Origin of the sequence: Nonomuraea mangrovi, from assembly GCF_042681425.1 — a bacterium.
Classification (GTDB): domain Bacteria; phylum Actinomycetota; class Actinomycetes; order Streptosporangiales; family Streptosporangiaceae; genus Nonomuraea; species Nonomuraea mangrovi.
In genome coordinates this window covers 1-21,891 of the sequence record NZ_JBHUFV010000056.1, presented here as the reverse complement: position 1 = coordinate 21,891, position 21,891 = coordinate 1, and the positions used below count along the sequence as shown (strand labels likewise).

18 protein-coding genes are annotated in these 21,891 nt (G+C 70.2%); 7 read left to right on the top strand and 11 right to left on the bottom strand.

The window, feature by feature from the left end; translation table 11 throughout:
* Positions 1–84 precede the first annotated feature (84 nt).
* From ACFSKW_RS37760 to ACFSKW_RS37720, 9 genes are all read right to left on the bottom strand, one after another.
* On the bottom strand, positions 85–474 hold the full coding sequence (locus ACFSKW_RS37760) for a Fur family transcriptional regulator (protein WP_379578219.1): 390 nt from the start codon (positions 472–474) through the stop codon (positions 85–87).
* Positions 471–1,307, bottom strand: coding sequence for a metal ABC transporter permease (locus tag ACFSKW_RS37755; RefSeq protein WP_379578217.1), 837 nt, complete (start codon positions 1,305–1,307; stop codon positions 471–473). The genes ACFSKW_RS37760 and ACFSKW_RS37755 overlap by 4 nt, the downstream gene beginning before the upstream one ends.
* Positions 1,304–2,086, bottom strand: coding sequence for a metal ABC transporter ATP-binding protein (locus ACFSKW_RS37750; RefSeq protein WP_379578215.1), 783 nt, complete (start codon positions 2,084–2,086; stop codon positions 1,304–1,306). Before ACFSKW_RS37750 ends, ACFSKW_RS37755 begins: the two co-directional genes overlap by 4 nt.
* Positions 2,074–2,982, bottom strand: a complete 909-nt coding sequence (locus ACFSKW_RS37745) for a metal ABC transporter substrate-binding protein (protein WP_379578213.1) — start codon at positions 2,980–2,982, stop codon at positions 2,074–2,076. Before ACFSKW_RS37745 ends, ACFSKW_RS37750 begins: the two co-directional genes overlap by 13 nt.
* A 128-nt stretch (positions 2,983–3,110) precedes the next feature.
* Positions 3,111–3,950: a formate dehydrogenase accessory sulfurtransferase FdhD gene (fdhD, locus tag ACFSKW_RS37740; protein ID WP_379578211.1), complete on the bottom strand. Its 840-nt coding sequence runs from the start codon at positions 3,948–3,950 to the stop codon at positions 3,111–3,113.
* A complete protein-coding gene (locus ACFSKW_RS37735; RefSeq protein WP_379578209.1) occupies positions 3,943–4,785 on the bottom strand; it encodes a 2Fe-2S iron-sulfur cluster-binding protein in 843 nt (280 codons plus the stop codon). Before ACFSKW_RS37735 ends, fdhD begins: the two co-directional genes overlap by 8 nt.
* A complete protein-coding gene (locus ACFSKW_RS37730; RefSeq protein WP_379578206.1) occupies positions 4,782–6,473 on the bottom strand; it encodes an NADH-ubiquinone oxidoreductase-F iron-sulfur binding region domain-containing protein in 1,692 nt (563 codons plus the stop codon). The genes ACFSKW_RS37735 and ACFSKW_RS37730 overlap by 4 nt, the downstream gene beginning before the upstream one ends.
* Positions 6,473–8,365 (bottom strand): molybdopterin oxidoreductase family protein, encoded by a 1,893-nt coding sequence (locus tag ACFSKW_RS37725; RefSeq protein ID WP_379578205.1) that lies wholly within the window; start codon positions 8,363–8,365, stop codon positions 6,473–6,475. Before ACFSKW_RS37725 ends, ACFSKW_RS37730 begins: the two co-directional genes overlap by 1 nt.
* Before the next feature lie 123 nt (positions 8,366–8,488).
* A complete protein-coding gene (locus ACFSKW_RS37720) occupies positions 8,489–9,484 on the bottom strand; it encodes a 2-dehydropantoate 2-reductase (RefSeq protein WP_379578203.1) in 996 nt (331 codons plus the stop codon).
* A 101-nt stretch (positions 9,485–9,585) separates the two neighbouring features.
* Between ACFSKW_RS37720 and ACFSKW_RS37715 the strand changes: the two genes are divergently transcribed.
* The 7 genes from ACFSKW_RS37715 to ACFSKW_RS37685 all read left to right on the top strand — a co-directional run bounded on the left by ACFSKW_RS37715 (position 9,586) and on the right by ACFSKW_RS37685 (position 19,290).
* Positions 9,586–11,127 carry a molybdopterin molybdotransferase MoeA gene (locus ACFSKW_RS37715; RefSeq protein ID WP_379578201.1) on the top strand — a complete coding sequence of 514 codons (1,542 nt, stop codon included), beginning with the start codon at positions 9,586–9,588 and terminating at the stop codon, positions 11,125–11,127.
* A 91-nt stretch (positions 11,128–11,218) separates the two neighbouring features.
* Positions 11,219–12,883: a thiamine pyrophosphate-binding protein gene (locus tag ACFSKW_RS37710; RefSeq protein WP_379578199.1), complete on the top strand. Its 1,665-nt coding sequence runs from the start codon at positions 11,219–11,221 to the stop codon at positions 12,881–12,883.
* Between the two features lie 10 nt (positions 12,884–12,893).
* Positions 12,894–14,117 (top strand): formyl-CoA transferase, encoded by a 1,224-nt coding sequence (gene frc, locus ACFSKW_RS37705; protein ID WP_379578197.1) that lies wholly within the window; start codon positions 12,894–12,896, stop codon positions 14,115–14,117.
* Entirely contained in the window at positions 14,117–16,234 is a 2,118-nt protein-coding gene (locus tag ACFSKW_RS37700) for an acetate--CoA ligase family protein (RefSeq protein ID WP_379578195.1), read from the top strand. Before frc ends, ACFSKW_RS37700 begins: the two co-directional genes overlap by 1 nt.
* 208 nt (positions 16,235–16,442) lie before the next feature.
* Positions 16,443–17,849 (top strand): Nramp family divalent metal transporter, encoded by a 1,407-nt coding sequence (locus ACFSKW_RS37695; RefSeq protein ID WP_379578193.1) that lies wholly within the window; start codon positions 16,443–16,445, stop codon positions 17,847–17,849.
* Positions 17,849–18,298, top strand: coding sequence for a hypothetical protein (locus ACFSKW_RS37690; protein WP_379578191.1), 450 nt, complete (start codon positions 17,849–17,851; stop codon positions 18,296–18,298). The genes ACFSKW_RS37695 and ACFSKW_RS37690 overlap by 1 nt, the downstream gene beginning before the upstream one ends.
* Positions 18,295–19,290 (top strand): TerC family protein, encoded by a 996-nt coding sequence (locus ACFSKW_RS37685; RefSeq protein ID WP_379578189.1) that lies wholly within the window; start codon positions 18,295–18,297, stop codon positions 19,288–19,290. Before ACFSKW_RS37690 ends, ACFSKW_RS37685 begins: the two co-directional genes overlap by 4 nt.
* Positions 19,291–19,401: 111 nt before the next feature.
* Here the strand turns inward: ACFSKW_RS37685 and ACFSKW_RS37680 are convergent, their stop codons facing one another.
* A complete protein-coding gene (locus ACFSKW_RS37680) occupies positions 19,402–19,578 on the bottom strand; it encodes a hypothetical protein (RefSeq protein WP_379578187.1) in 177 nt (58 codons plus the stop codon).
* 710 nt (positions 19,579–20,288) lie between these two features.
* On the bottom strand, positions 20,289–21,023 hold the full coding sequence (locus tag ACFSKW_RS37675; protein ID WP_379578185.1) for a GntR family transcriptional regulator: 735 nt from the start codon (positions 21,021–21,023) through the stop codon (positions 20,289–20,291).
* Positions 21,024–21,891 lie beyond the last annotated feature (868 nt).

The window sequence follows — 21,891 nt, the reverse complement described above, 5'->3', positions numbered from 1 at the left end:
GGCACAGCGTATCTCCCGCACGGCGTGCAAGGGGCCTTCCACAGGTTCACATACCCGTTCGCGCCCGCTCCGACCGCGCGGGATTCAGGAAGCGCGTACGGCGGCCGAGCAGGAGGCGCAGGTGCCGAAGACCTCGACGGTGTGAGTGACCTCGGTGAACCCGTGATCGGCGCCGACCGCCTCGGCCCAGCGCTCGACGTCGGGCCCGGCCACCTCGACCGTACGGCCGCAGTGGCGGCACACCAGGTGATGGTGGTGGTCGCCGCTGGCGCAGGCCCGGTAGACCGACTCCCCGTCGTCGGTGCGCAGCACGTCGACCTTGCCGCCGTCGGCCAGCGCCTGAAGTGCCCGGTAGACCGTGGTCAGGCCGATCTTGGCGCCGTCGGAGCGCATCTCGGCGTAGACGTCCTGCGCGCTGCGGAAACCGTCGCTCCTGCGAAGGGTGTCGTGCACGGCATCGCGACGTGTGGTCATGGGTTGCTCTCCTGGGTTCGGCCTCGCCGTACGAATCTACCGACCCCGAGGGCCAGCACGAAGCCGGCGAGAGCGAGAAGCACGATGGCGGCGCCCGGCGGCACCTTGGCGGAGAAGGTGGAGCTCAGCAGCCCTCCCACGGCCGCGACGACGCCGAAGACCATCGACAGCAGCATGGTGGCCCTGAAGCCTCTGGTGAACTGCTGGCTGGTGGCCACAGGGATCACCATGAGCGCGCTGACCAGCAGCAGCCCCACCACGCGCATGGCGATCACGACGGTGAGCGCGGCGGTGACGGCGATGAGCAGGCTCAGGAACCGCACCGGCAGCCCGCTGGCCTTGGCCACCTCCTCGTCCTGGCAGAGCACGAACAGCTCCCTGCCGAAGACCGCCACGACCGCGATCACGGCGACGGCCAGCGCTCCGATGACCCACAGGTCCTCGCGGGTCACGCTGGCGATCGCGCCGAACAGGTACGAGGTCAGCTTGGAGTTGCTGCCGCCGGGCGCGATCGAGATCAGCATCACGCCGCCCGCGATGCCGCCGTAGAACAGCAGCGCCAGCGCGACGTCGCCGCTGGTACGGCCGCGAGCCCGTACCAGTTCGATGGCCACGGCCCCGACGACCGACACCAGCACGGCGGTCAGCACGGGCGCGGTCCCCGTGAGGAAGCCGAGCGCCACGCCGGTCAGCGCCACGTGGCCGATGCCGTCGCCGAGCAGGGCGAGGCGGCGCTGCACGATGAAGGTGCCGACGAGCGGCGCGCAGAGCCCCACCAGCAGCGCGGCGATCACCGCCCGCTGCATGAAGGGAAGCTGGAGCAGCTCGATCACGCCTCCGCCCTCCAACCGGCCAGCGGTCCCCCGACGGGCTCCTCGGCGTGGGGGTGGACGTGCTCGTGCCCCGGCTTGGCGCAGTCGCCCTCGGGCCGCGGCGGCACCCCGTCGTGGGCGATCACGCCGTCGCGGACGACGACGCCCCTGGTGATGAGCGGCTCGAGCGGGCCCAGCTCGTGCATGACGAGCACGATCGTCTTTCCTCCTGCCACCAGCGTGGTGAGGGTGTCGGCGAGCAGGCGCTGGCTGCCGGCGTCGACACCCGCGTTGGGCTCGTCCATGACGTACACGTCGGGCTCGCCGGCGAGGGCGCGGGCGATGAGCACGCGCTGCTGCTGGCCGCCGGACAGGTTCTGGACCGAGTCGCCCGCCCTGTCGGCGAGGGCGACGTACTCCAACGCGGTCTCGACGGCCCTGCGGTCGGCGGCCGTGGTCGGGCGCAGGCGACGCTGGCGCGCGATCCTGCCCGACGCGACGACCTCACGGACGGTGGCGGGCACGCCGCCGCCGACCTGGAGCCGCTGGGGCACGTAGCCGACGCGCCACCACTCGCGGAACCTCGCGGGCGGCCTGCCGTACAGGAGGGTCTGGCCCCCCGACAGGGGGGTGAGGCCGAGCATGGCCCTGACCAGGGTGGACTTGCCCGATCCGTTGGCTCCCATGATGGCGACGACCTCGCCGGAGCAGACGGTCAGATCCACGCCGCGAAGCACGGACCGGCGGTCCAGGGTCACCTGGCCGCCGGTCATGTCGAATACTGCTGTCACGCTGTGCATCCCAGTGCGGTTCGCAGGGTGGAGAGGTTCTGGCGCATGGCCGACAGGTAGTCGCCGCCGGACGGGCGGCTCTCCATGGGGTCGAGCACCGCGGTCTTCGCCCCCACCTCATTGGCGAGGACCTCGGCGACCTTGGGGCTGACGAGGGCCTCAGTGAAGATGGTAGTGACGTTCTCGGCCTTGGCGACCTTGGAGACCTCCGCGATGCGGGCGGGCGACGGCTCGGCCTCGGGGTCCATCGTGATGCCGACCTGCTTGAGCTTGTAGCGGTCCGCCAGGTAGCCGAACGCCTCGTGCGCGGTCACGATCGACCTGGTGGAGCAGGTGCCCAGCCCCTTGGCGAACTCCTGGTCGAGCGCGGTGAGCGCGGCGGCGGTCTTGGCGGCGCGGTCCTTGAAGGCCTGCGCGTGCGCGGGGTCGATCGCGGCGAGCCGCTCACCCAGCTTGGTGGCCACCCCCGCGAACCTGCTCGGGTCGAGCCACAGGTGCGGGTCGTAGGCGACCTCGTGCTCGTGCCCCTCCGCCTCTTCGGCCGCCGCCTCCACCGCGGGCAGCGTCGGTACGGCGCCGGCCGCGTCGAACCCCTTGTCGCCCGCGTTCTGCTCGACCGCCTCGTCCACCGCGGGCTGCAGGCCCTTGATGTAGGCGGTCAGCGTGGCCCCACCGACGTCGGCGACCTGCTGGGGCGTCAGCTCCAGGTCGTGCGGCTCGACCCCCGGCGCGGTCAGCGTCTCGACGGTGACGTCGGAGCCTGCGATCTGCTCGGTCAGCCACTGCAGCGGATAGAAGGCGGCCATGACTTTAGCCTTTTCGCCGGGCTTCACGGCGGCGGGCGAGGTCTCGGCGGCGCCTGACCCGCAGGCGGCGGCGGTGACCAGGAGCGTTCCACCGGTCAACAGAGTGAGAAAACGGGTCTTAAGGGGCATCACATCCGTCAGTATGGCCCAGAATGAAAATGGTTGTCAAAGTCTCCTGGGGATGCCGGCGACGGCAGGGGGCCCGGCGCGCCGACCGGCATCCCCTGTCACCCTGGGCCTGCCGCCCGGGCCGAGCCGTGGCCCGAGCCCATCAGGGTGAGCCGGTGCTCGCCGGTGTAGACGTTCATCGAGTCGCCTCTGAGGAAACCCACGAGCGTCAGTCCTTCTTCCGCCGCCAGCTCCACCGCGAGAGAGGAGGGGGCGGAGACGGCGGCGAGAGCGGGGATGCCCGCCATGACGGCCTTCTGCACCAGCTCGAAGGAGGCCCTCCCGGAGACCATCAGCACCGTCCCCGCGAGAGGGAGGCGTCCTTCGCGCAGTGCCCAGCCGACCAGCTTGTCGACGGCGTTGTGCCTGCCGACGTCCTCGCGGACGCACAGCGCCTCGCCCTCGGCGGTGAACAGCCCCGCGGCGTGCAGCCCGCCGGTCCTGTCGAACACGCGCTGGGCGGCGCGCAGCCGGTCGGGAAGAACTTCGAGCACGGAACTGTCGAGCTGAACGGGATCCTCGCGGGCGCTCCACCTGGCCACCGTGCGGACGGCCTCCAGCGAGGCCTTGCCGCAGACGCCGCAGGAGGAGGTGGTGTAGAAGTTGCGGGCCTCGGGAGGTCGCACACCGGCCGCCAGCCGTACGTCGAGGACGTTGTAGGTGTCGAGGTCGGCGCAGTGGCGCATGGTCGTGACGTCGTCGGGCGAGGCGATCGTGCCCTCGCCGACCAGGAACCCGGCGGCCAGGTCGAAGTCGTCGCCGGGCGTGCGCATGGTGATCGTCAGCGGCCGCCCCTCGACCCTGATCTCCAACGGCTCCTCGGCGGCCAGGGAGTCCCGCCTCCTGCTCGGGACGTGCGCCCTGATCTGTGTGATCTGCCGTTTCTTCGTCCTATACATAGCCGTACCCGAAGCGTCCCTTGATGCAGAGGTTTCCGTGGGTGACCGGGTTGTCGTGAGGGGACGTGACCTTGACGATCTTGTTGTCCTGCACGTGCAAGGTCAGATTGCAGCCGACGCCGCAGTAACTGCAGATCGTGGTGGTCTGCGTCTGGGCCGACTCGTCCCACGTGCCCTCGGCGCGCATGTCGAACTCCGTCTTGAACGACAACGCCCCCGTCGGGCAGACCTCGACGCAGTTGCCGCAGTAGACGCACGCCGAGTCGGTGAGCGCCACGTCGAACTCCGTCGAGATCGTCGCGTCGAAGCCCCTGCCCGCGACGCTGATCGCGAACGAGTTCTGCCACTGCTCGCCGCAGGCGTCCACGCACTTGTAGCAGAGGATGCACTTGGCGTAGTCGCGGACGTACAGATCGTTGTCCACCTTGGCGGGCTGCTCGACCGTCGCCGCCTCCTCGCCGAAGCGGGCGGGGTCGGCGCCGCACTCCGCCATCCACTCCTTGGCGCGCGGCGTCGTCGACAGGTCGGCCGAGGAGGCCAGCAGCTCCAGCACCACCTTGCGGCTGTGCCTGGCCCGCTCGGTGCCGGTACCGACGACCATGCCGGGCTCGGCCTTCCTCGAGCAGGCGGGCGCGAGCGTCCTCGACCCCTCCACCTCGACGACGCAGACCCTGCAGGCGTTCTTCGGGGTGAGCGTGTCGCCGTGACAGAGAGTCGGGATGTCCTTGCCCGCGGTACGGCAGGCGTCGAGGACGGTCGAGCCCTCGGGCACCCGGACGGCCTCGCCGTCGATCTCCACGTCGATCAGGCGGCGCGGCGGCTGAAGAGGGATCACTTGAACGCTCCCAGGCGGTCGATGGCCGATTCGACGGCGTTCCACGCGGTCTGCCCAAGACCGCAGATCGAGGCGTCGCGCATGGCCTGGCCGACCTCGCGCAGCAACACCAGGTCGGACTCGCTGCGCCGCGAACTCAGCCGGTGCAGCGCCTCCTCCTGACGGACGGTGCCCACCCTGCACGGCACGCACTGGCCGCAGGACTCGTCACGGAAGAACTCCGCGATCCTGACCAGGAACGCCGGCAGGTCCACCTCCTCGTCCAGCACCATGACCACGCCGGAGCCGAGCGTCGCACCCGCGGCCCTGGTGCCCTCGAAGCTGAGCGGGACGTCCAGGTCGGTGACGAAGGAACCGGCCGCTCCGCCCAGCAGTACCGCCTTCAGCCTGCCCGTCGGCAGCGCGAGGTCGAGCAGCTCGCGCAGCGACGTGCCGAGCGGCAGCTCGTAGACGCCGGGCCTGCCGACACTGCCCGAGACGCAGAACAGCTTGGTGTCCGAGCCGCCGGTCAGCAGGATCGGCAGGACGTTGACCAAGGTCTCGACGTTGTTGACGACGGTCGGCTTGCCGAACAGCCCCTTCTCCACGGGGAACGGCGGCTTGGTGCGCGGCTCGCCCCTGTAGCCCTCGATCGAGTTGAAGATCGCGGTCTCCTCGCCGCAGATGTAGGCGCCCGCGCCCTTCCTCAGCTCGATGTCGAACTCGAAGCCATGGCCGAGGATGTCGCCGCCGAGCAGGCCCCTCGCCCTGGCGGTCCTGATCGCGGTCTCCAGTGCCGCGGTCGCCCTCGGGTACTCGCCCCTGATGTAGAGGTAGCCCTTGCGGCAGCCCGTGGCGTACGCCGCGATCGTCATGGCCTCGAGCAGCGCGTACGGGTCGCCCTCCATGATCACGCGGTCCTTGAACGTGCCAGGCTCGCTCTCGTCGGCGTTGCAGACCAGGTAGTGCGGCTGGTCGGGCTGGCGGGCCGTCGCGTCCCACTTGCGGCCCGTCGGGAAGGCCGCGCCGCCCCTGCCGACCAGGCCCGCGTCGCTCACCTCGCGGATCACACCCGCGGGACCCAGCTCGAACGCCCGGCGCAGAGCCTGGTAGCCGCCGTTGGCCCGGTAGTCGTCCAGGCTCGAAGGGTCCACCACGCCGACCCTTCTCAGCAGGACGAGGCCAGGCTCGCCCGCCTGCGGAACCGCGTCGGCGACCGGCGGCTCGGGGCGCTCCTCCATGCCTCCGCCGTACACCGTGGCGCTGGGGACCTCGCCCGCCTCCAGCGCCAACGCGGCAGGGGCGCGCTCGCACAGGCCGAGGCACGGGCTGGGCACGCCCTCCCGCGCCTCCCGCACGCCCTTCGCCAGGCACGCCAGGTCGGTGCACACGTGCAGCACCCTCGGCGGCCGAGGCTCGAGGGAGAAGAGGGAGTAGAAGCTCGCCACCCCGTACGCCTCCGCGGGCGGGATCGTCAGGCGCCGGCAGATGTAGGCCAGCGCGCCCTCGCTGATCCAGCCCACCCTGTCGTTGACCGCGTGCAGCGCGGGCAGCAGCCGGTCGCGCGCCTGCTCCGCGCGCGCGGCGAAGCGCAGGTCGGCCTCGGTGCGGTCGCCGCCCTCCCACGCCGTCGCGGGCGGGCCGAGCAGCCCGTCCACCGCGGCCCGCTCCTCCGCCGTCAGCTCGGCGTCGCCGAAGTGCAGGTCCATCAGGCCACCTTTTCGATCCGTACGGCGGCCGCCTTGAACTCCGCCGTGCCCGCGATCGGGCAGGTGGCCTCGATCGTCAGGGCGTTGGTGTCGACCTCGTCGGGGAAGTGCATGGTCATGAACACCAGGCCAGGTCTGAGAGCCGGATCGATGTAGACCGGCGCGACCACCGTGCCGCGCCTGGAGCTGATCCTGACCTCCTCGCCCCGCACCAGGCCGAGCCGCGAGGCGTCCTCGGGACACAGTTCGATCGTCTCGCCCCGCCTGAGCGGCGAGGCGAACCCCGACGACTGGACGCCGGTGTTGTAGGAGTCGAGGCGGCGGCCCGTGGTGAGCCTGAACGGGTACTCGTCGTCGAGCAGGTCGACCGGCGGCGAGTGCTCCAGCAGCGCGAACGGCGCGGGCGTGCCGCGTTTGACCGGGTCGGTCTCCCAGAGACGGGCGTGCAGGTAGGGCGGCTCGATGGAGTCCTCGGACGGGCACGGCCACTGGATGCCCTGGTGCTCCTCCAGCCGCCGGTAGGTCATGCCCGCGTGGACGGGGGAGAGCCGCCTGAGCTCGTCCCAGACCTCCTCCGCGCCGTCGTAGTGCCAGTCGTGGCCGAGCCTGCGCGCGATCTCGCACATGATCCAGATGTCGTCGCGGGCCTCACCGGGCGGGTCGAGCGCCTTGCGGACCCGCTGGACCCTGCGCTCGCTGTTGGTGAACGTGCCCTCGCTCTCGCACCACGCGGCGCCGGCGGGGAGCACGACATCGGCCATCTGCGCGGTCTTGGTGAGGAAGATGTCCTGCACGACGAGGTGGTCCAGCATGCTCAACCGCTTGATGCAGGCCAGCGAGTCGGCCTCCGACTGCACCGGGTTCTCGCCGATCAGGTAGCAGGTGGTCACCTCGCCCTCGGCCATCGCCTCGAGCATCTGGGTGAGGTTCAGCCCGTAGCGGGGCTGGATCGGGATGCCCCACGAGCGCTCGAACCGCTCCCTGATGTCGGGGTCGAGGATGTCCTGGAAGCCCGGCAGGCGGTTGGGGATGGCGCCCATGTCGCCGCCCCCCTGCACGTTGTTCTGCCCGCGCAGCGGCGACAGGCCGGAGCCGTACCTGCCGACGTGGCCGGTCAGCAGCGCCAGGTTGATCAGCGCGCGGACGTTGTCGGTGGCGTTGTGATGCTCGGTGATCCCCAGCGTCCAGCACAGTTGCGCGCGGTCGGCCCTGGCGTAGGCGTGGGCCAGTTCCCGGATCGCCGCCTTCGGGACGCCGGTCACCTTCTCGGCCGTCGACAGCGTCCACGGATCGACCTTCCTGACGAACTCCTCGAACCCGGTGGTCGCCCTCCGGATGAACGACTCGTTGTGCAGGCCGGCGTCGATGATCTCGCGGGCGATCGCGTGGGCGAGCGGGATGTCGGTGCCGACGTTCAGCCCCAGCCAGCTGTCGGCCCACTGGGCCGTCCCCGTACGCCTGGGGTCCACCGCGAACATCCGCGCACCCTTGTTGATCGCCTTCAGCACGTGCTGGAAGAAGATCGGATGGGCGTTGCGGGCCGCTGAGCCCCACATGACGATCACATCGGTGTCCTCGACCTCCTGGTAGGAGGAGGTGCCGCCGCCACTGCCGAACACGGCTGACAGTCCCGCGACGCTGGGGGCGTGGCAGGTGCGGTTACAGGAGTCCACATTGTTCGTGCCGACGACGACGCGGGTGAACTTCTGGCCCACGTAGTTCATCTCGTTGGTGGAGCGGGCGCACGACAGCATGGCGAAGCTGTCGGGGCCGTGGCGGGCGATGTTGCGGCGGAAACCGTCCGCGGCCAGGTCGAGGGCCTCGGTCCAGCTCGCTCTGCGCAGCACGCCGTCTTCACGAACCAGTGGATGGGTCAGGCGGTCATAGCTCATGATCCCTCCATTCTGTATACAGCCTACGGTATGTATCACACTCGCGCACCCGCCCCCGGGTCCCGGGGCGCCGGGCCCCGGCGTTCCGGAGGGTCAGAGGTCGGGCTTCCCGGGGCCCCGCGCTCAGTCCGGTGTGCTCCTCGCGCCCACGGGATCAAGGCTTTCGCTCAGGAGGTCGCTCACCGCGTGGATCGCCCGCAGCGTCGGCACCTCCGCCCCCGTCAGATCGGCCAGTTCCACCACCGCCGCCAGGAGCACGTCCAGCTCCAGCGGCTTGCCCTTCTCCAGGTCCTGGAGGGTGGACGTCTTGTGCTCGCCCGCCTTCTCGGCCCCCCTCAATCGCCGTTCGATCGAGATGCCCGGATCGCATCCCACCCTCCTGGCGACGTCGACCGTCTCCCGCATCATCGCGACCACCAGCTCGCGGGCCCCGTCGTGGCGGCAGATCCCCGCCATGGTGGCCCTGGCCAGCGCGCTGATCGGGTTGAAGGCGATGTTGCCCATCAACTTGATCCAGATGTCCTTGCGCAGGTCCTGCTCGACGGGGCACTTCAGCCCGCCGTCGGTCATCGCCGCGCTGAACTCCCCGCAGCGGCCGGTCAGCTCTCCGCTCGGTTCGCCGATGGAGAAGCGGGTGCCTTCGAGGTGGCGGATCACGCCCGGCCGTTCGATCTCGGTGGCCGCGTAGACGACGCAGCCGATGGCCCGTTCCAGTGGGAGGACGGCGGTGACCGTACCGTCAGGATCGACGCTCTGAATGCGATGCCCCTGGTAGGGGCCCTTGAGGCCATGGAAGTACCACCACGGGATGCCGTTCTGCGCCGCGATGATCGTCGTGGACTCGTGCAGCAGCGGGCTGACCAGGTGGCCCGCCGCCGCGTAGGAGTTGGCTTTCAGTCCGAGGAAGATGTGGTCCACGGTGCCGACCTCGGCAGGGTCGTCCGTGGCGTGGGGGTGGGCGGTGAAGTCACCCCTCGGGCTCAGCACCCGCACACCGGCCTCGCGTATCGCTTTCAGGTGCTCGCCTCTGGCGATGAGATGCACCTCCGCGCCGCCCCTGTGCAGGGCCGCGCCCACGTACGCGCCGATGGCGCCGGCGCCGAGAACAGCGACCTTCATACAAAGCTCCGTCCTCGCGTCGACAGTGCATTCGGTATACAGTATGGGAAAACTACGGTCAAGGGAGCCTTTATGCCGGTGTCCGTGGGAAGGTTCGTCTCGTGAGCACGAACGCAGGAGGCCACACGACCGGCCGCCACGGGCACAGCGGAAGCGTGACCTGGCCCGAAGCCCGCGCCATCGCGCTGCGCGCCGCGCCCCCGTGGCCGGTGGCGGAGGTGTCCTTGCCCATGGCGTACGGCTGCCGCCTGGCCCGGCCGCTGCGGGCGCTCGTCGCGGTGCCCGGTGTGGACGTGTCGGCCATGGACGGTTACGCGGTCGCGGGGGAGAAGGGCCCCTGGCAGGTCGTCGGCCGGGTGCTGGCGGGAGGACATGCGCACGACGAGGTGCTGAAGCCGGGAGAGGCGGTGGAGATCGCCACGGGCGCGCAGGTGCCCGAAGGCGCGACCGCGGTCCTGCCGTACGAGGCGGCGACCGTCACCCCCGCACCTGGCAGGAGCTCCGCCGCGGTCGAGCCGCCGGGTGGGCCGCCCGGCGGCTCGACCGGTGTGGGCGAACAGCCGCCCGGCGGCTCGACTGGGCCGGGTGAGCAGCTGCCCGGTGGGGTGGCCGGGGTGGGTGAACAGTCGCCCGGCGGGGTGGCCGGAGTGGGTGAACAGATGGCAGGCCCGGGGGCTTCCCGCTGGGCGGGGGTGACGGTCAGCGGGGTGGTCGACGAGGGGCGGCACATCCGCCGGCGCGGGGAGGACGTCGGGCTGGACGAGGTCGTCCTCGCCGCGGGCACCACGGTGACCCCCGCGGTGCTCGGGCTGGCGGCCGCGCTCGGACACGACGTGCTCGCCGTCCACCGGCGGCCAGAGGTGGCGGTGCTGGTGACGGGGGACGAGGTGGTCGACGAGGGGCTGCCCGAGCCAGGTCGGGTTCGGGACGCCATCGGGCCGTTCCTGCCTGGGCTGGTCGAGTGGGCGGGAGGCAGGATGGGCGCGCGGCTCAGGCTGCCGGACGGCGCGGCGCCCCTTCACACCGCCCTCCGCAGACATGCCGAGGCCGGCCGGCGAGCGTGCCCGGGGTCGGAGGGCGGTCTTCAGGGCGCGGACCTGGGCGGCCTTCAGGGCGCGGACCTGATCGTGGCGTGCGGGGCCTCGTCCAAGGGGCCTGCCGACCACCTGCGTGCCGTGCTGGACGAGTTGGGCGCCGACGTGCTGGTCGACGGCGTCGCCGTGCGGCCGGGCCATCCGCAGCTCCTGGCGCGCCTGCCCGACGGCCGGCTCGTCGTCGGGCTGCCGGGCAACCCGTTCGCGGCACTGGCGGCGGCGTTGACGTTGCTGGTCCCGCTGCTCAGGGGCGAGCGGTACGAGCCGGGCGAGCGCGCCACGCTGGCCGGCGCGGCGAAGGCACGACCGCCCGCCGAGGGCTGTCACGGCACGGCGCCTCAGCGGGGCCCGGAGGCCCGCAAGGGCCACGGGCTGGCGCATCCCCGGGACACACGGCTGGTGCCCGTGCGCAGGTCGGGGAAGGGGGCCGTGCCCGTGGGGCACGACCGTCCCGGCTCGCTCTGGGGGGCGGCGCTCGCCGACGCGCTGGCCGTGATCCCGCCCGGGTGGGACGGCGAGCCGGTGGAGTTGCTCGACCTGCCGGACTGAGAAAGGTCTAGACAGGCCGCGGGTGCCCGGGTAAGCATGTGGCACATACGGTATGCAGTATGGAGAAGACAGCATCCTGGAAAGGCGAGCGATGACCGAAATGATCTCGGGTGGTCACCTGGTGGCCAAGGCGCTCAAGGCGGAGGGCGTGGACGTCATCTACACGCTCTGCGGTGGCCACATCATCGACATCTACGACGGTTGCGTGGACGAGGGCATCGAGGTGATCGACGTACGCCACGAACAGGTGGCGGCCCACGCGGCCGACGGCTACTCCCGGATCACGGGCAAGCCGGGTTGCGCGGTCGTCACCGCGGGCCCCGGCACCACGGACGCGGTGACAGGGGTGGCCAACGCCTTCCGCGCCGAGAGCCCGATGCTGCTCATCGGCGGCCAGGGAGCCCTGAGCCAGCACAAGATGGGCTCGCTGCAGGACCTCCCGCACGTCGACATGATGACCCCGATCACCAAGTTCGCCGCCACCGTGCCGAGCACCGAGAGGGTGGCCGACCTGGTGTCGATGGCCTTCCGCGAGTGCTATCACGGCGCGCCCGGCCCGTCGTTCCTGGAGATCCCGCGCGACGTGCTCGACGCCAAGGTGCCGCTCGACAAGGCGCGCATCCCGGCGAACTACCGTGCCTCGACCAAGCAGGCGGGGGACCCCGAGGCCATCGAGCGGCTGGCCGACCTGCTGGCCCACAGCGAGAAGCCGTGCATCCTGCTCGGCAGCCAGGTGTGGACCTGCCGGGCCACCGACGCCGCCATCGACTTCGTCCGCGCGCTCAACGTGCCCGCCTACATGAACGGCTCGGGCCGCGGCACCCTCCCGCCGGGCGACCCGCACCACTTCCAGCTCAGCCGCAGGTACGCCTTCACCGAGGCCGACCTGATCATCATCGTCGGCACGCCGTTCGACTTCAGGATGGGGTACGGCAAGCGGTTGTCGCCCGCCGCCACCGTCGTCCAGATCGACCTCGACTACCGCACCGTCGGCAAGAACAGGGACGTCGACCTCGGCATCGTCGGCGACGCCGGAGCCATCCTCACCGCCGCCACCCAGGCCGCGAGCGGCCGCATACAGAACGCCGCCGCCAAGCGGAAGGAGTGGATCGAGGAGCTGCGCACGGTGGAGACGCAGGCCTACACCAAGCGCCTGCCGAGACAGCACTCCGACGCCCAGCCGATCGACCCCTACCGCCTCGTCCACGAGATCAACGAGTTCCTCACCGAGGACTCCATCTACATCGGCGACGGCGGCGACATCGTCACCTTCTCCGGGCAGGTCGTGCAGCCGAAGTCACCGGGCCACTGGATGGACCCTGGCCCGCTCGGCACCCTCGGCGTCGGTGTCGCCTTCGCGATGGCGGCCAAGCAGGCCCGTCCCGACAAGGAGGTCGTCGCGCTGTTCGGCGACGGCGCCTTCAGCCTCACCGGCTGGGACTTCGAGACAATGGTCCGCTTCGACCTGCCGTTCATCGGCGTCATCGGCAACAACTCCTCGATGAACCAGATCAGGTACGGCCAGGCCGCCAAGTACGGCCAGGACCGCGGCCGTATCGGCAACACCCTCGGCGACGTGCGCTACGACGAGTTCGCCAAGCTCCTCGGTGGTCACGGCGAGGAGGTCCGCGACCCGGGCCAGATCGCTCCCGCGCTCCAGCGCGCCCGCGAGTCCGGCAAGCCCTCGCTCATCAACGTGTGGGTCGATCCGGAGGTCTACGCCCCAGGAACCATGAACCAGACGATGTACAAGTAGGAGCCGACAGATGAAGGCACTGGAAGGCGTCCGCGTCCTCGACATGACCCACGTCCAGTCGGGCCCCTCGGCCACCCAGCTCCTCGCCTGGCTCGGCGCGGACGTGGTCAAGCTGGAGGCCCCCACCGGCGACATCACCCGCCAGCAGCTGCGCGACGTGCCAGGAGTCGACAGCCTCTACTTCACGATGCTCAACTGCAACAAGCGCAGCATCACGCTCAACATGAAGAGCGAGCGGGGCAAGGAGCTGTTCGCCGAGCTGGTGAGGAGCTCCGACATCCTGGTGGAGAACTTCGGCCCCGGCGCGGTCGACCGCATGGGGTTCACCTGGGACCGCCTCCAGTCGCTCAACCCCCGCCTCATCTACGCCTCCATCAAGGGGTTCGGCGCGGGCCGCTACGCGAAGTTCAAGGCGTACGAGGTGATCGCCCAGGCGATGGGCGGCTCGATGTCCACGACGGGCTTCGAGGAGGGTCCGCCGCTGGCGACGGGCGCGCAGATCGGCGACTCGGGCACCGGCATCCACGCGGTCGCGGGCATTCTCGCCGCCCTCTACCAGCGCGAGCAGACCGGCAGGGGCCAGCGCGTCCAGGTGGCGATGCAGCATGCCGTACTGAACCTGTGCAGGGTGAAGCTGCGCGACCAGCAGCGGCTGGCGCACGGTGCGCTGAAGGAGTACCCGAACAGGACGTTCGGCGAGGAGGTGCCGCGCTCCGGCAACGCCAGCGGCGGCGGCCAGCCGGGCTGGGCGGTGCGCTGCGCGCCGGGAGGGCCGAACGACTACATCTACGTGATCGTGCAGCCCGTCGGGTGGAAGCCGCTGTCGGCGATCATCGGCAGGCCCGAGCTGGCCGACGACCCCGAGTGGGCCACTCCTGAGGCGCGGCTGCCGAAGCTGGACAAGATGTTCCAGCTCATCGAGGAGTGGAGCATCCGCCACGACAAGTGGACGGTCCTGGACACGCTGAACGCGGAGAACATCCCCTGCGGTCCCATCCTGTCCACGAAGGAGCTGGTCGAGGACGGCAGCCTGCGCGAGGAGGGCATCGTCGTCACCGTCGACCATCCGGAGCGCGGCGAGTTCGTGACCGTCGGCAGTCCCCTGCAGCTGTCGGACTCGCCCGTCGACGTCAGGACGCCGCCGCTGCTCGGCGAGCACAACCAGGAGATCTACGCGGCCTTCGGCGTGGGCGCCGACGAGCTGGCGGAGCTGAAGACGAACGGAGTCATCTAGTGACGACGAGGGAGATTCTGGAGAAGGCGCTGGCCGAGGGCCGCACAGCGCTGACCGCCCCCGAGGGGAGGAGGATCTGCCAGGAGTACGGCATAGCGACCCCCGGCGAGGGGCTGGCCACCTCACCCCAGGAGGCCGTCGAGATCGCGGAGAGCATCGGCCTGCCCGTCGTCCTGAAGATCGTCTCGCCGGACATCCTGCACAAGACGGACGCGGGCGGTGTGCTCGTCGGCCTGAGAACCGGTGAGGAGGTTCTGGCCGGCTACGACACGATCCTGGCCAACGCCCGCGCGTACGACCCCGACGCGGTCATCGACGGCGTCCAGGTGCAGCAGCTCGTCGGCGGCGGCCACGAGGTCATCATCGGCGCCGTCACCGACCCCACCTTCGGGAAGGTGGTCGCGTTCGGCCTCGGCGGTGTCCTGGTCGAGGTGCTGAAGGATGTGACCTTCCGACTTGCCCCACTTTCGGGTGATGATGCACTCGGGATGCTGGACGACATCAGAGCGGCCGAAGTGCTGCGAGGTGCTCGGGGTGCGGAGCCCGCCGACAGACAGGCGCTCGCGCACATGATCGAACGCGTCGGCGCCCTGGTCGGCGACCACCCCGAGATCGTCGAGGTGGACCTCAACCCGGTCTTCGCGGGACCGGACGGCGCCGTGGCCGCCGACGTGCGCGTCCTCATCGGCGAACCCCAGCCCGAGAGGGAACGCCTGCCGCGCGAGCTGATCCTTGAGCAGATGTCGCGCATCTTCAAGCCGCGCTCCGTCGCGGTGATCGGCGCCTCCGCCGAACAGGGCAAGATCGGCAACTCGGTCATGCGCAACCTCATCAACGGCGGCTACCAGGGCCAGATCTTCCCGATCAACCCCAAGGCCGACGACATCATGGGGCTGCCCGCCTACAAGAGCGTGGCCGACGTGCCGTTCGACGTGGACGTCGCCGTCTTCGCCATCCCCGCCGCCTTCGTCCCTGCCGCGCTGGAGCAGGCCGGCGAGAAGGGGGTCGCCGGCGCCATCATGATCCCGTCCGGCTTCGCCGAGACCGGCAACGTCGAGGGCCAGCAGGAGATCGTCGACATCGCCAGACGATACGGCGTGCGCATGCTCGGCCCCAACATCTACGGCTACTACTACACGCCCGAGAACCTCTGCGCGACGTTCTGCACGCCGTACGACGTGAAGGGCAGCGTGGCGCTGACCTCCCAGAGCGGCGGCATCGGGATGGCCATCCTGGGCTTCAGCCGTACCACCAGGATGGGGGTGTCGGCGATCGTCGGCGTCGGCAACAAGGCCGACGTCGACGAGGACGACCTGCTCACCTTCTTCGAGCAGGACGACAACACCCGCGCGGTGGCGATGCACCTGGAGGACCTCAAGGACGGGCGCGGGTTCGTCGAGGCGGCCCGCAGGGTCGTCAAGCACAAGCCGGTCATCGTGCTCAAGGCGGGCCGTACCGCCATGGGCGCCAAGGCCGCCGGCTCGCACACCGGCGCGCTGGCGGGCGACGACAAGGTCTATGACGACATCCTGCGCCAGGCCGGCGTCGTCAGGGCGCCAGGCCTGAACGACATGCTGGAGTACGCCAGGTCGCTACCGCTCCTGCCCACACCCCAGGGCGAGAATGTCGTGATCATCACGGGCGCGGGCGGCTCCGGCGTCCTCCTGTCCGACGCGTGCGTCGACGCCGGGCTCACGCTCATGGAGATCCCCGACGACCTCGACCAGGCCTTCCGCGCCTACATCCCGCCCTTCGGCGCCGCCGGCAACCCGATCGACATCACCGGGGGCGAACCCCCTTCGACCTACGAGAACACCGTTCGTCTCGGCCTCACCGACCCCCGCATCCACGCGCTGGTCCTCGGCTACTGGCACACGATCGTCACACCGCCGATGGTCTTCGCCGAGCTGATCGCCAGAGTGGTCGAGGAGGAGCGCGCCAACGGCAACGTCAAGCCGGTCGTCGCCTCGCTCGCGGGGGACACCGAGGTGGAGGAGGCCTGCGACTACCTGTTCGACCACGGCGTGATCGCCTACCCGTACACGACGGAGAAGCCGGTGGCGGTCCTCGGCGCGAAGTACCGCTGGGCGAGGGCCGCGGGACTGCTCCACGAATGAGGGACGCGCGCGGGCCAGAGCGGCCCGTAGCGGTCCGAACGCACGTTTCTCGTCAGCAGCGGCGACGAGCCGAGCCGCTGAAGGGGGCCCATCGCGACACGGCACAACCACCCCCCAGGAGGTCCGTCAGTTGGACACGTCCGAGACGCCGGTGACCACCCCGCCGGTAGAAGACAAGCGAGTATGGAAAGCGGGCCGGCTCGAGCCGATGCCCATCCGCAAGCTGCCCGACGCCCCACCCTCGGTGCACATCCTCGGCCCCACCGTGTTCCTCGTCGCCCTCGGAGTGGGCATGGGCGAGTCCTACATGTGGCCGCGCCTGGTGCTGCTGTTCGGGCCGGAGATCCGCTGGTTGTTCCTGATCGGCGTCACCCTGCAGGCCGTGGTCATGCTGGAGATGGCGCGCTACGCGATGGCGACGGGAGAGAGCATCTTCTCCGGCGCCGCCCGCGTCTTCAAACCGCTCATGTGGTTCTTCTTCGCCGTCGCGATCCTCGTCTACATCTGGCCCGGCCACCTGTCGGCGGGCGCGGCGGCGTTCGAGGAGATCACCGGAATCCCGTGGACGGTGACCGCCATCACCGGACTCATCCTGGTCGGGGTCGTCTTCAGCCTGGCCAAGGTGATCTACAACGTCCTGGAGAACCTGCTGTCGCTGCTGATCGGCGCGCTGGTCGTCGGCACGGCCGTGGTCGCGGCGATGGTCGGCTCGTGGGGCGACGTGGTCAACACCATCACCGGCATGTTCTCGTTCGGCTACCTGCCGTCCGAGGCGCTGTCGGCGGCGTGGTTCCCGGTGATCGTCGGCGCGTGCGCCTTCGCGGGCCCGTCCGGCATGCAACAGATGTGGTACACGCTGCATCTGCGCGACTCGGGCGCGGGCATGGGCGTGCACATCCCACGCATCCGCGGCCTGCGGCACGCGGGTGAAGAGGAGGCCATGCCCTCGCGTGGCTTCATGTTCGACACCGAGGACCCCGCCGAGATGGCGAAGTGGCGGGGCTGGCGGCGCTGGGTCACCTTCGACGCGCTCCTGCTGTTCTGGGGCGTCACCATGCTGGTGACGATCTCGTTCACGGTGATCGCGCAGGCGGCCGTCAGGCAGAACCCCGGCGTGCGCACGGTCATCCAGGGCGACGACAGAGAGGTCGCGCTCAGCGCCATGGCCGACGCCGTCTCCTCGGCCGGCAGCTCGGTGCTCGGCGTGGTGTTCCTCGGCTTCATCGCGCTGATCGGCCTGAACGCGACACTCGGCCTCTTCGACTCCTTCTCGCGGGGCCAGGCCGACATGACCTACAACTTCGTGCCAGGAGCCAAGAAGCTGCGCATGTCCCACCTGTACGCGGGCTTCCTGTGGGGCGTGATCATCTTCGGCATCCTGATCCTGCTGTTCGGACCCGCCGACGGGCCGAGCGGCATCCTGGACACGCTGGCGTTCCTGTCGACGTTCGCGATGGGCGCGTACTGCGTGACGCTGCTGCTGGTCAACAACCGCATGCTGCCCAAGCCGATCAGGCCGCGATGGTGGTCGAACGTCATCATCGGCTTCGGCGCCGTGTTCTACCTCGGCATGCTGTTCTACAGCCTGTTCGCCTTCGGCGTGGTCGTGGGCTGATGGAGTTCCTTCACACCCTCGAACTCGCCGTTCCAGGGCTGGCCGTCGGCGCACTCGCCGGCACCATGGCCGGCGGGCTGACCCTCATCGCGGGTCAGCCCGCGGGCGCGGCCGTGCTCGCCCTGCCGCTGGCGCTCTTCGGCGGGCTGTACGGCATGCTGCTCGGCCACGGCCCGTTCCGCCCCGGCACCTTCGCCCCCGCAGGACTGCTGTGGCTCCTGGCCTTCCCGCTCTCGCGGCTGCTCCAGGAGTCCATCGTGGCCACGGGCGGCATGGCCGACGGCGTCTGGCCGTTCCTGGCCTACCAGGCGATGGTGAGCCTCGGATTCGCCATCGGGTTCCTGTGGCTGCACGAGCGGCTCATGCCGTACTGGCTGCTGCGGGTGAGCGACCGCAACCCGCGCGCCGCGCGGCTGCTCACCCACTACGTGAGGAGGGCCCCCGCATGAACCTGCCTCCCTGGATCTGGCTGGCCACGATCGCGGGGTTCGTGCTCGTGCTGGCCGTCGACTTCTATCTGGTGGCGCGCAACCCGCGCGAGCCGTCCTTCAAGGAGTGCGTCGGCTGGGTGACCTTCTACGTGGCCCTCGCGGGGGTGTTCGGCGCGGGGCTGCTCCTGCTGTCCGGGCCCGCGCACGGCGGCGAGTTCTTCGCCGGCTGGATCACGGAGTACTCGCTCAGCGTCGACAACCTCTTCGTCTTCCTGCTGATCATGAGCAGGTTCCAGGTGCCGATGCGGTACCGGCAGAAGGTCCTGCTCGTCGGCATCGTGCTGGCGCTGATCATGCGCGGCGTGTTCATCGCGCTGGGCGCGGAGGCCGTGACCCGCTTCGACTGGCTGTTCTACGTCTTCGGGGCCTTCCTCGTGTACACCGCGTGGAAGCTGATCTCCTCCTCGGAGGAGTCGGCCGAGTTCTCCGAGAACGCGGTGCTCAGGGCGGTGCGGCGGGTCCTGCCGACGACGTCCGCCTACCACGGCGCCTCGCTCACGGTACGGCAGGACGGCAGGCGGATGGTCACCCCGATGCTGATCGTGATGACCGCGATCGGCACCACGGACCTGCTGTTCGCGCTCGACTCCATCCCGGCGATCTTCGGGCTGACGAGGGAGCCCTACCTGGTCTTCACCGCCAACGCCTTCGCGCTGATGGGACTCAGACAGCTGTTCTTCCTCATCGGAGGGCTGCTGGACCGGCTCGTCTACCTCAGCAAGGGACTGTCGGTGGTGCTGGCCTTCATCGGGGTGAAGCTCGTCCTGGAGGCCCTGCACCACGACGGGGTGTCGTGGGCGCCGGAGATCCCGATCCTGGTGTCGCTCGGAGTGATCGTCGGGACCCTGGCGGTGACCACGGTGGCGAGCCTGGTCAAGTCGGCCCGAGACAGGGGTGCGGCCGCGGTGCCGTCCACCGCCGCCTCCTCGGCCGACTCCGATCGGACCTGACCCCTACGGCCGGACGGCGCCCGAGGGCTCGGTTCTCGTGGGTGTCGACCGATTCCCGCGGGCGGGGCGTGATGTCCCGCCCGCGGCCAGGCATGCCCCCGGGGTGCGTGCCTAGCCGCGCGCCGTCCTGTCGCTCTCCGCCTCGGCGGCCCATGCGCGCAGGTAGCGGTCGGCTTCCTCCGCCGAATAGTGCCGCTTCACGGCCAGCCCGACGGCAAGCCCCAGCATGCGCCCGTCGGCCGAGTGGCCCAGGGGCTCGCTGAGGAGAAAGCGGGCGATCGCCTTCATTGATCATCACCTCCCTTCCATCGTCTACCCGAGGTGTTTCGGTGAAACGGCCGCAGGTGAACTCCGCGTCAACACTTCGACCGGCGTCCGCGTCGCGTGTTCGCCCGGGGCGGTCGGTCGTGGGTTCGCGCGGGGCGGCGGGTCGTGGGTTCGCGCGGACGGCCGATCGTGGGTCGCCCACCCGCACCGGCGTCTCCTCACGAACCTGCCGCCCCCCACTATGCGCCGGTCCCCGGTACTGCTGGGAGGGTTCCGCGCCCTGTGGAGAGGCCGCACGCCGCGCGAAGGCACAGGACACCAGCCCGCACCGACACCTCATGCTCACGCCCCGCCGACTTCCTCGGCTCCCCGACTCGCCGACCCTCCAGGCCGTGCGCCTCGCCGGCTCTCTCGGCGACCCTTCTGGCCTGCCGATTCGCCGACCTTCTCGGCTGACTCGCCGACCCTCCGGGCCGTGCGCCTCGCCGGCTCTCTCGGCGACCCTTCTGGCCTGCCGATTCGCCGACCTTCTCGGCTCCCCGACTCGCCGACCCTCCGGGCCGTGCGCCTCGCCGGCTCTCTCGGCGACCCTTCTGGCCCGCTGACTCGCCGACCCTCCAGGCCCCCCGATTCGTCGGCCCCGGCCTCTCCGAACAGCCGGGCTCTTGGAGAACGCGAATCATCAGGTGACGTCCGGGCCGCGGCCACTCAAGCTCGTGTGAGGCTCAAGGTCAGCTCCCAGGTGCGGTCCTCATGCGGCGGCGCCGTACCGGCTGCGGGGCGGGCTCCTCCGGCTGGTTCTTCCGCTGCTCCAGGTACGACACCCTGGTGTGCTCGGTGTGCTCCCGCATGATCTGCGCGGCCATCTCCTCGTTACCGTCGGCGATGGCGTCGATCAGGTCCTCATGCTCCCGCCACGACGTGAGCCCCCGCTGCCGGGCCACCGGCGTGTGATACCACCGCACCCTGCGAGCCACCTGCGCCGCCAGCTCCGCCAGGACCTTGTTTCCCGACAGGGCCGTGATCAGCGCGTGCAGCTCCGAGTTGGCCGCGACCGCCGTATCCGTGTCCTCCGCATGCGCGGCCGACGCTCCCCGCGCGCACAACCTCCGCAGAGCCGCCACGCCGTCCTCGTCCGCATGACGCGCCGCCAGCCGCGCGGACTCCGTCTCCAGCAGCGCACGTACGGCGAGCAACTGGTCGGCCTCCTCCACGCTCGGCGAGTGCACGAACGCGCCCTGCCCAGGATGAAGGTCCACCCAGCCCTCGCCGCTGAGCAACTGGAGCGCCTCACGAACCGGCTGCCGCGACACCCCCAGCAACTCGGCGAGCTCGTTTTCCACGAGATGCTGCCCAGGACGCAGCTGCCCTGAGACGATCAGCTCAAGCAGCGCCTCGAACACGCTCTCCCTGAGCGGCACGGGCCGCGGGATCTTCGCCGCCGCCCCCGTTTCAGACTGCAACATATCGGCACCTCTACGGTTTGTTGTCGACTGCCTACAGCATACAGTTTCACGCATTCACGTGCCTGGTGAGCCGCGTCACAACCTCAAGGTGACCCCCAACACAACCCACCGCCACCCCGCAAACAAGCACCCGCCCGACACCAGTGACCGATCCGCCCAACCGAGGGGAGCCACTCCGCACGCGGGAACCGAGGGGAGCCACTCCGCACGCGAGAACCGAGGGGAGCCACTCCGCACGCGAGAACCGAGGGGAGCCACTCCGCACGCGAGAACCACTTGGCCCGCGAGAACCACTTGGCCCGCGAAACCACTCCGCCCTGTAGGAACCACTTGCCCGCGGGAACCCACTCCACCCAACCGAGGGGGACAATCCGGCCAACCGTGGGGACGGACTCCGCCCACCAGCGGGCACTCCATGCGACCGCTAGCACCTGAGTCTCAGCATGCCCCGCCGCGGCCGCACGCTCGCGCTTCCGCGCCAGGGTCACTTCAACGCCAGGGCCGCTTCAACGCCAGGGCCAAGCCGTCCCATCACTTCCGCCCAAGTGCCAGGTCCTGACCTGGTCCACTTCAGCGCAAAAGCCGAGCCGTCCCAGGGCCACGTCCGCGCCAGGGCCAAGCCGTCGCAGGGCCGAGCAGTCCCAGGGCCACGCCGTCCCAAGGCCACGTCCGCGCCAGGACCTCTTCCGCCCAAGCGCCAGGTCAGCGCCAGGACCTCTTCCGCCTCAACCACTTCCACCGCAGGGGCTACTTCCCCAGCGTTCTGTCCGCGCCAGGATCACTCCGCGCTAGGGCCACGTCCGCGCTAGACGAGTAAGTCCTAAGTCGTTTGGGCTGCGGGAACAGCGAAGGGTGTCGACGATCTGTT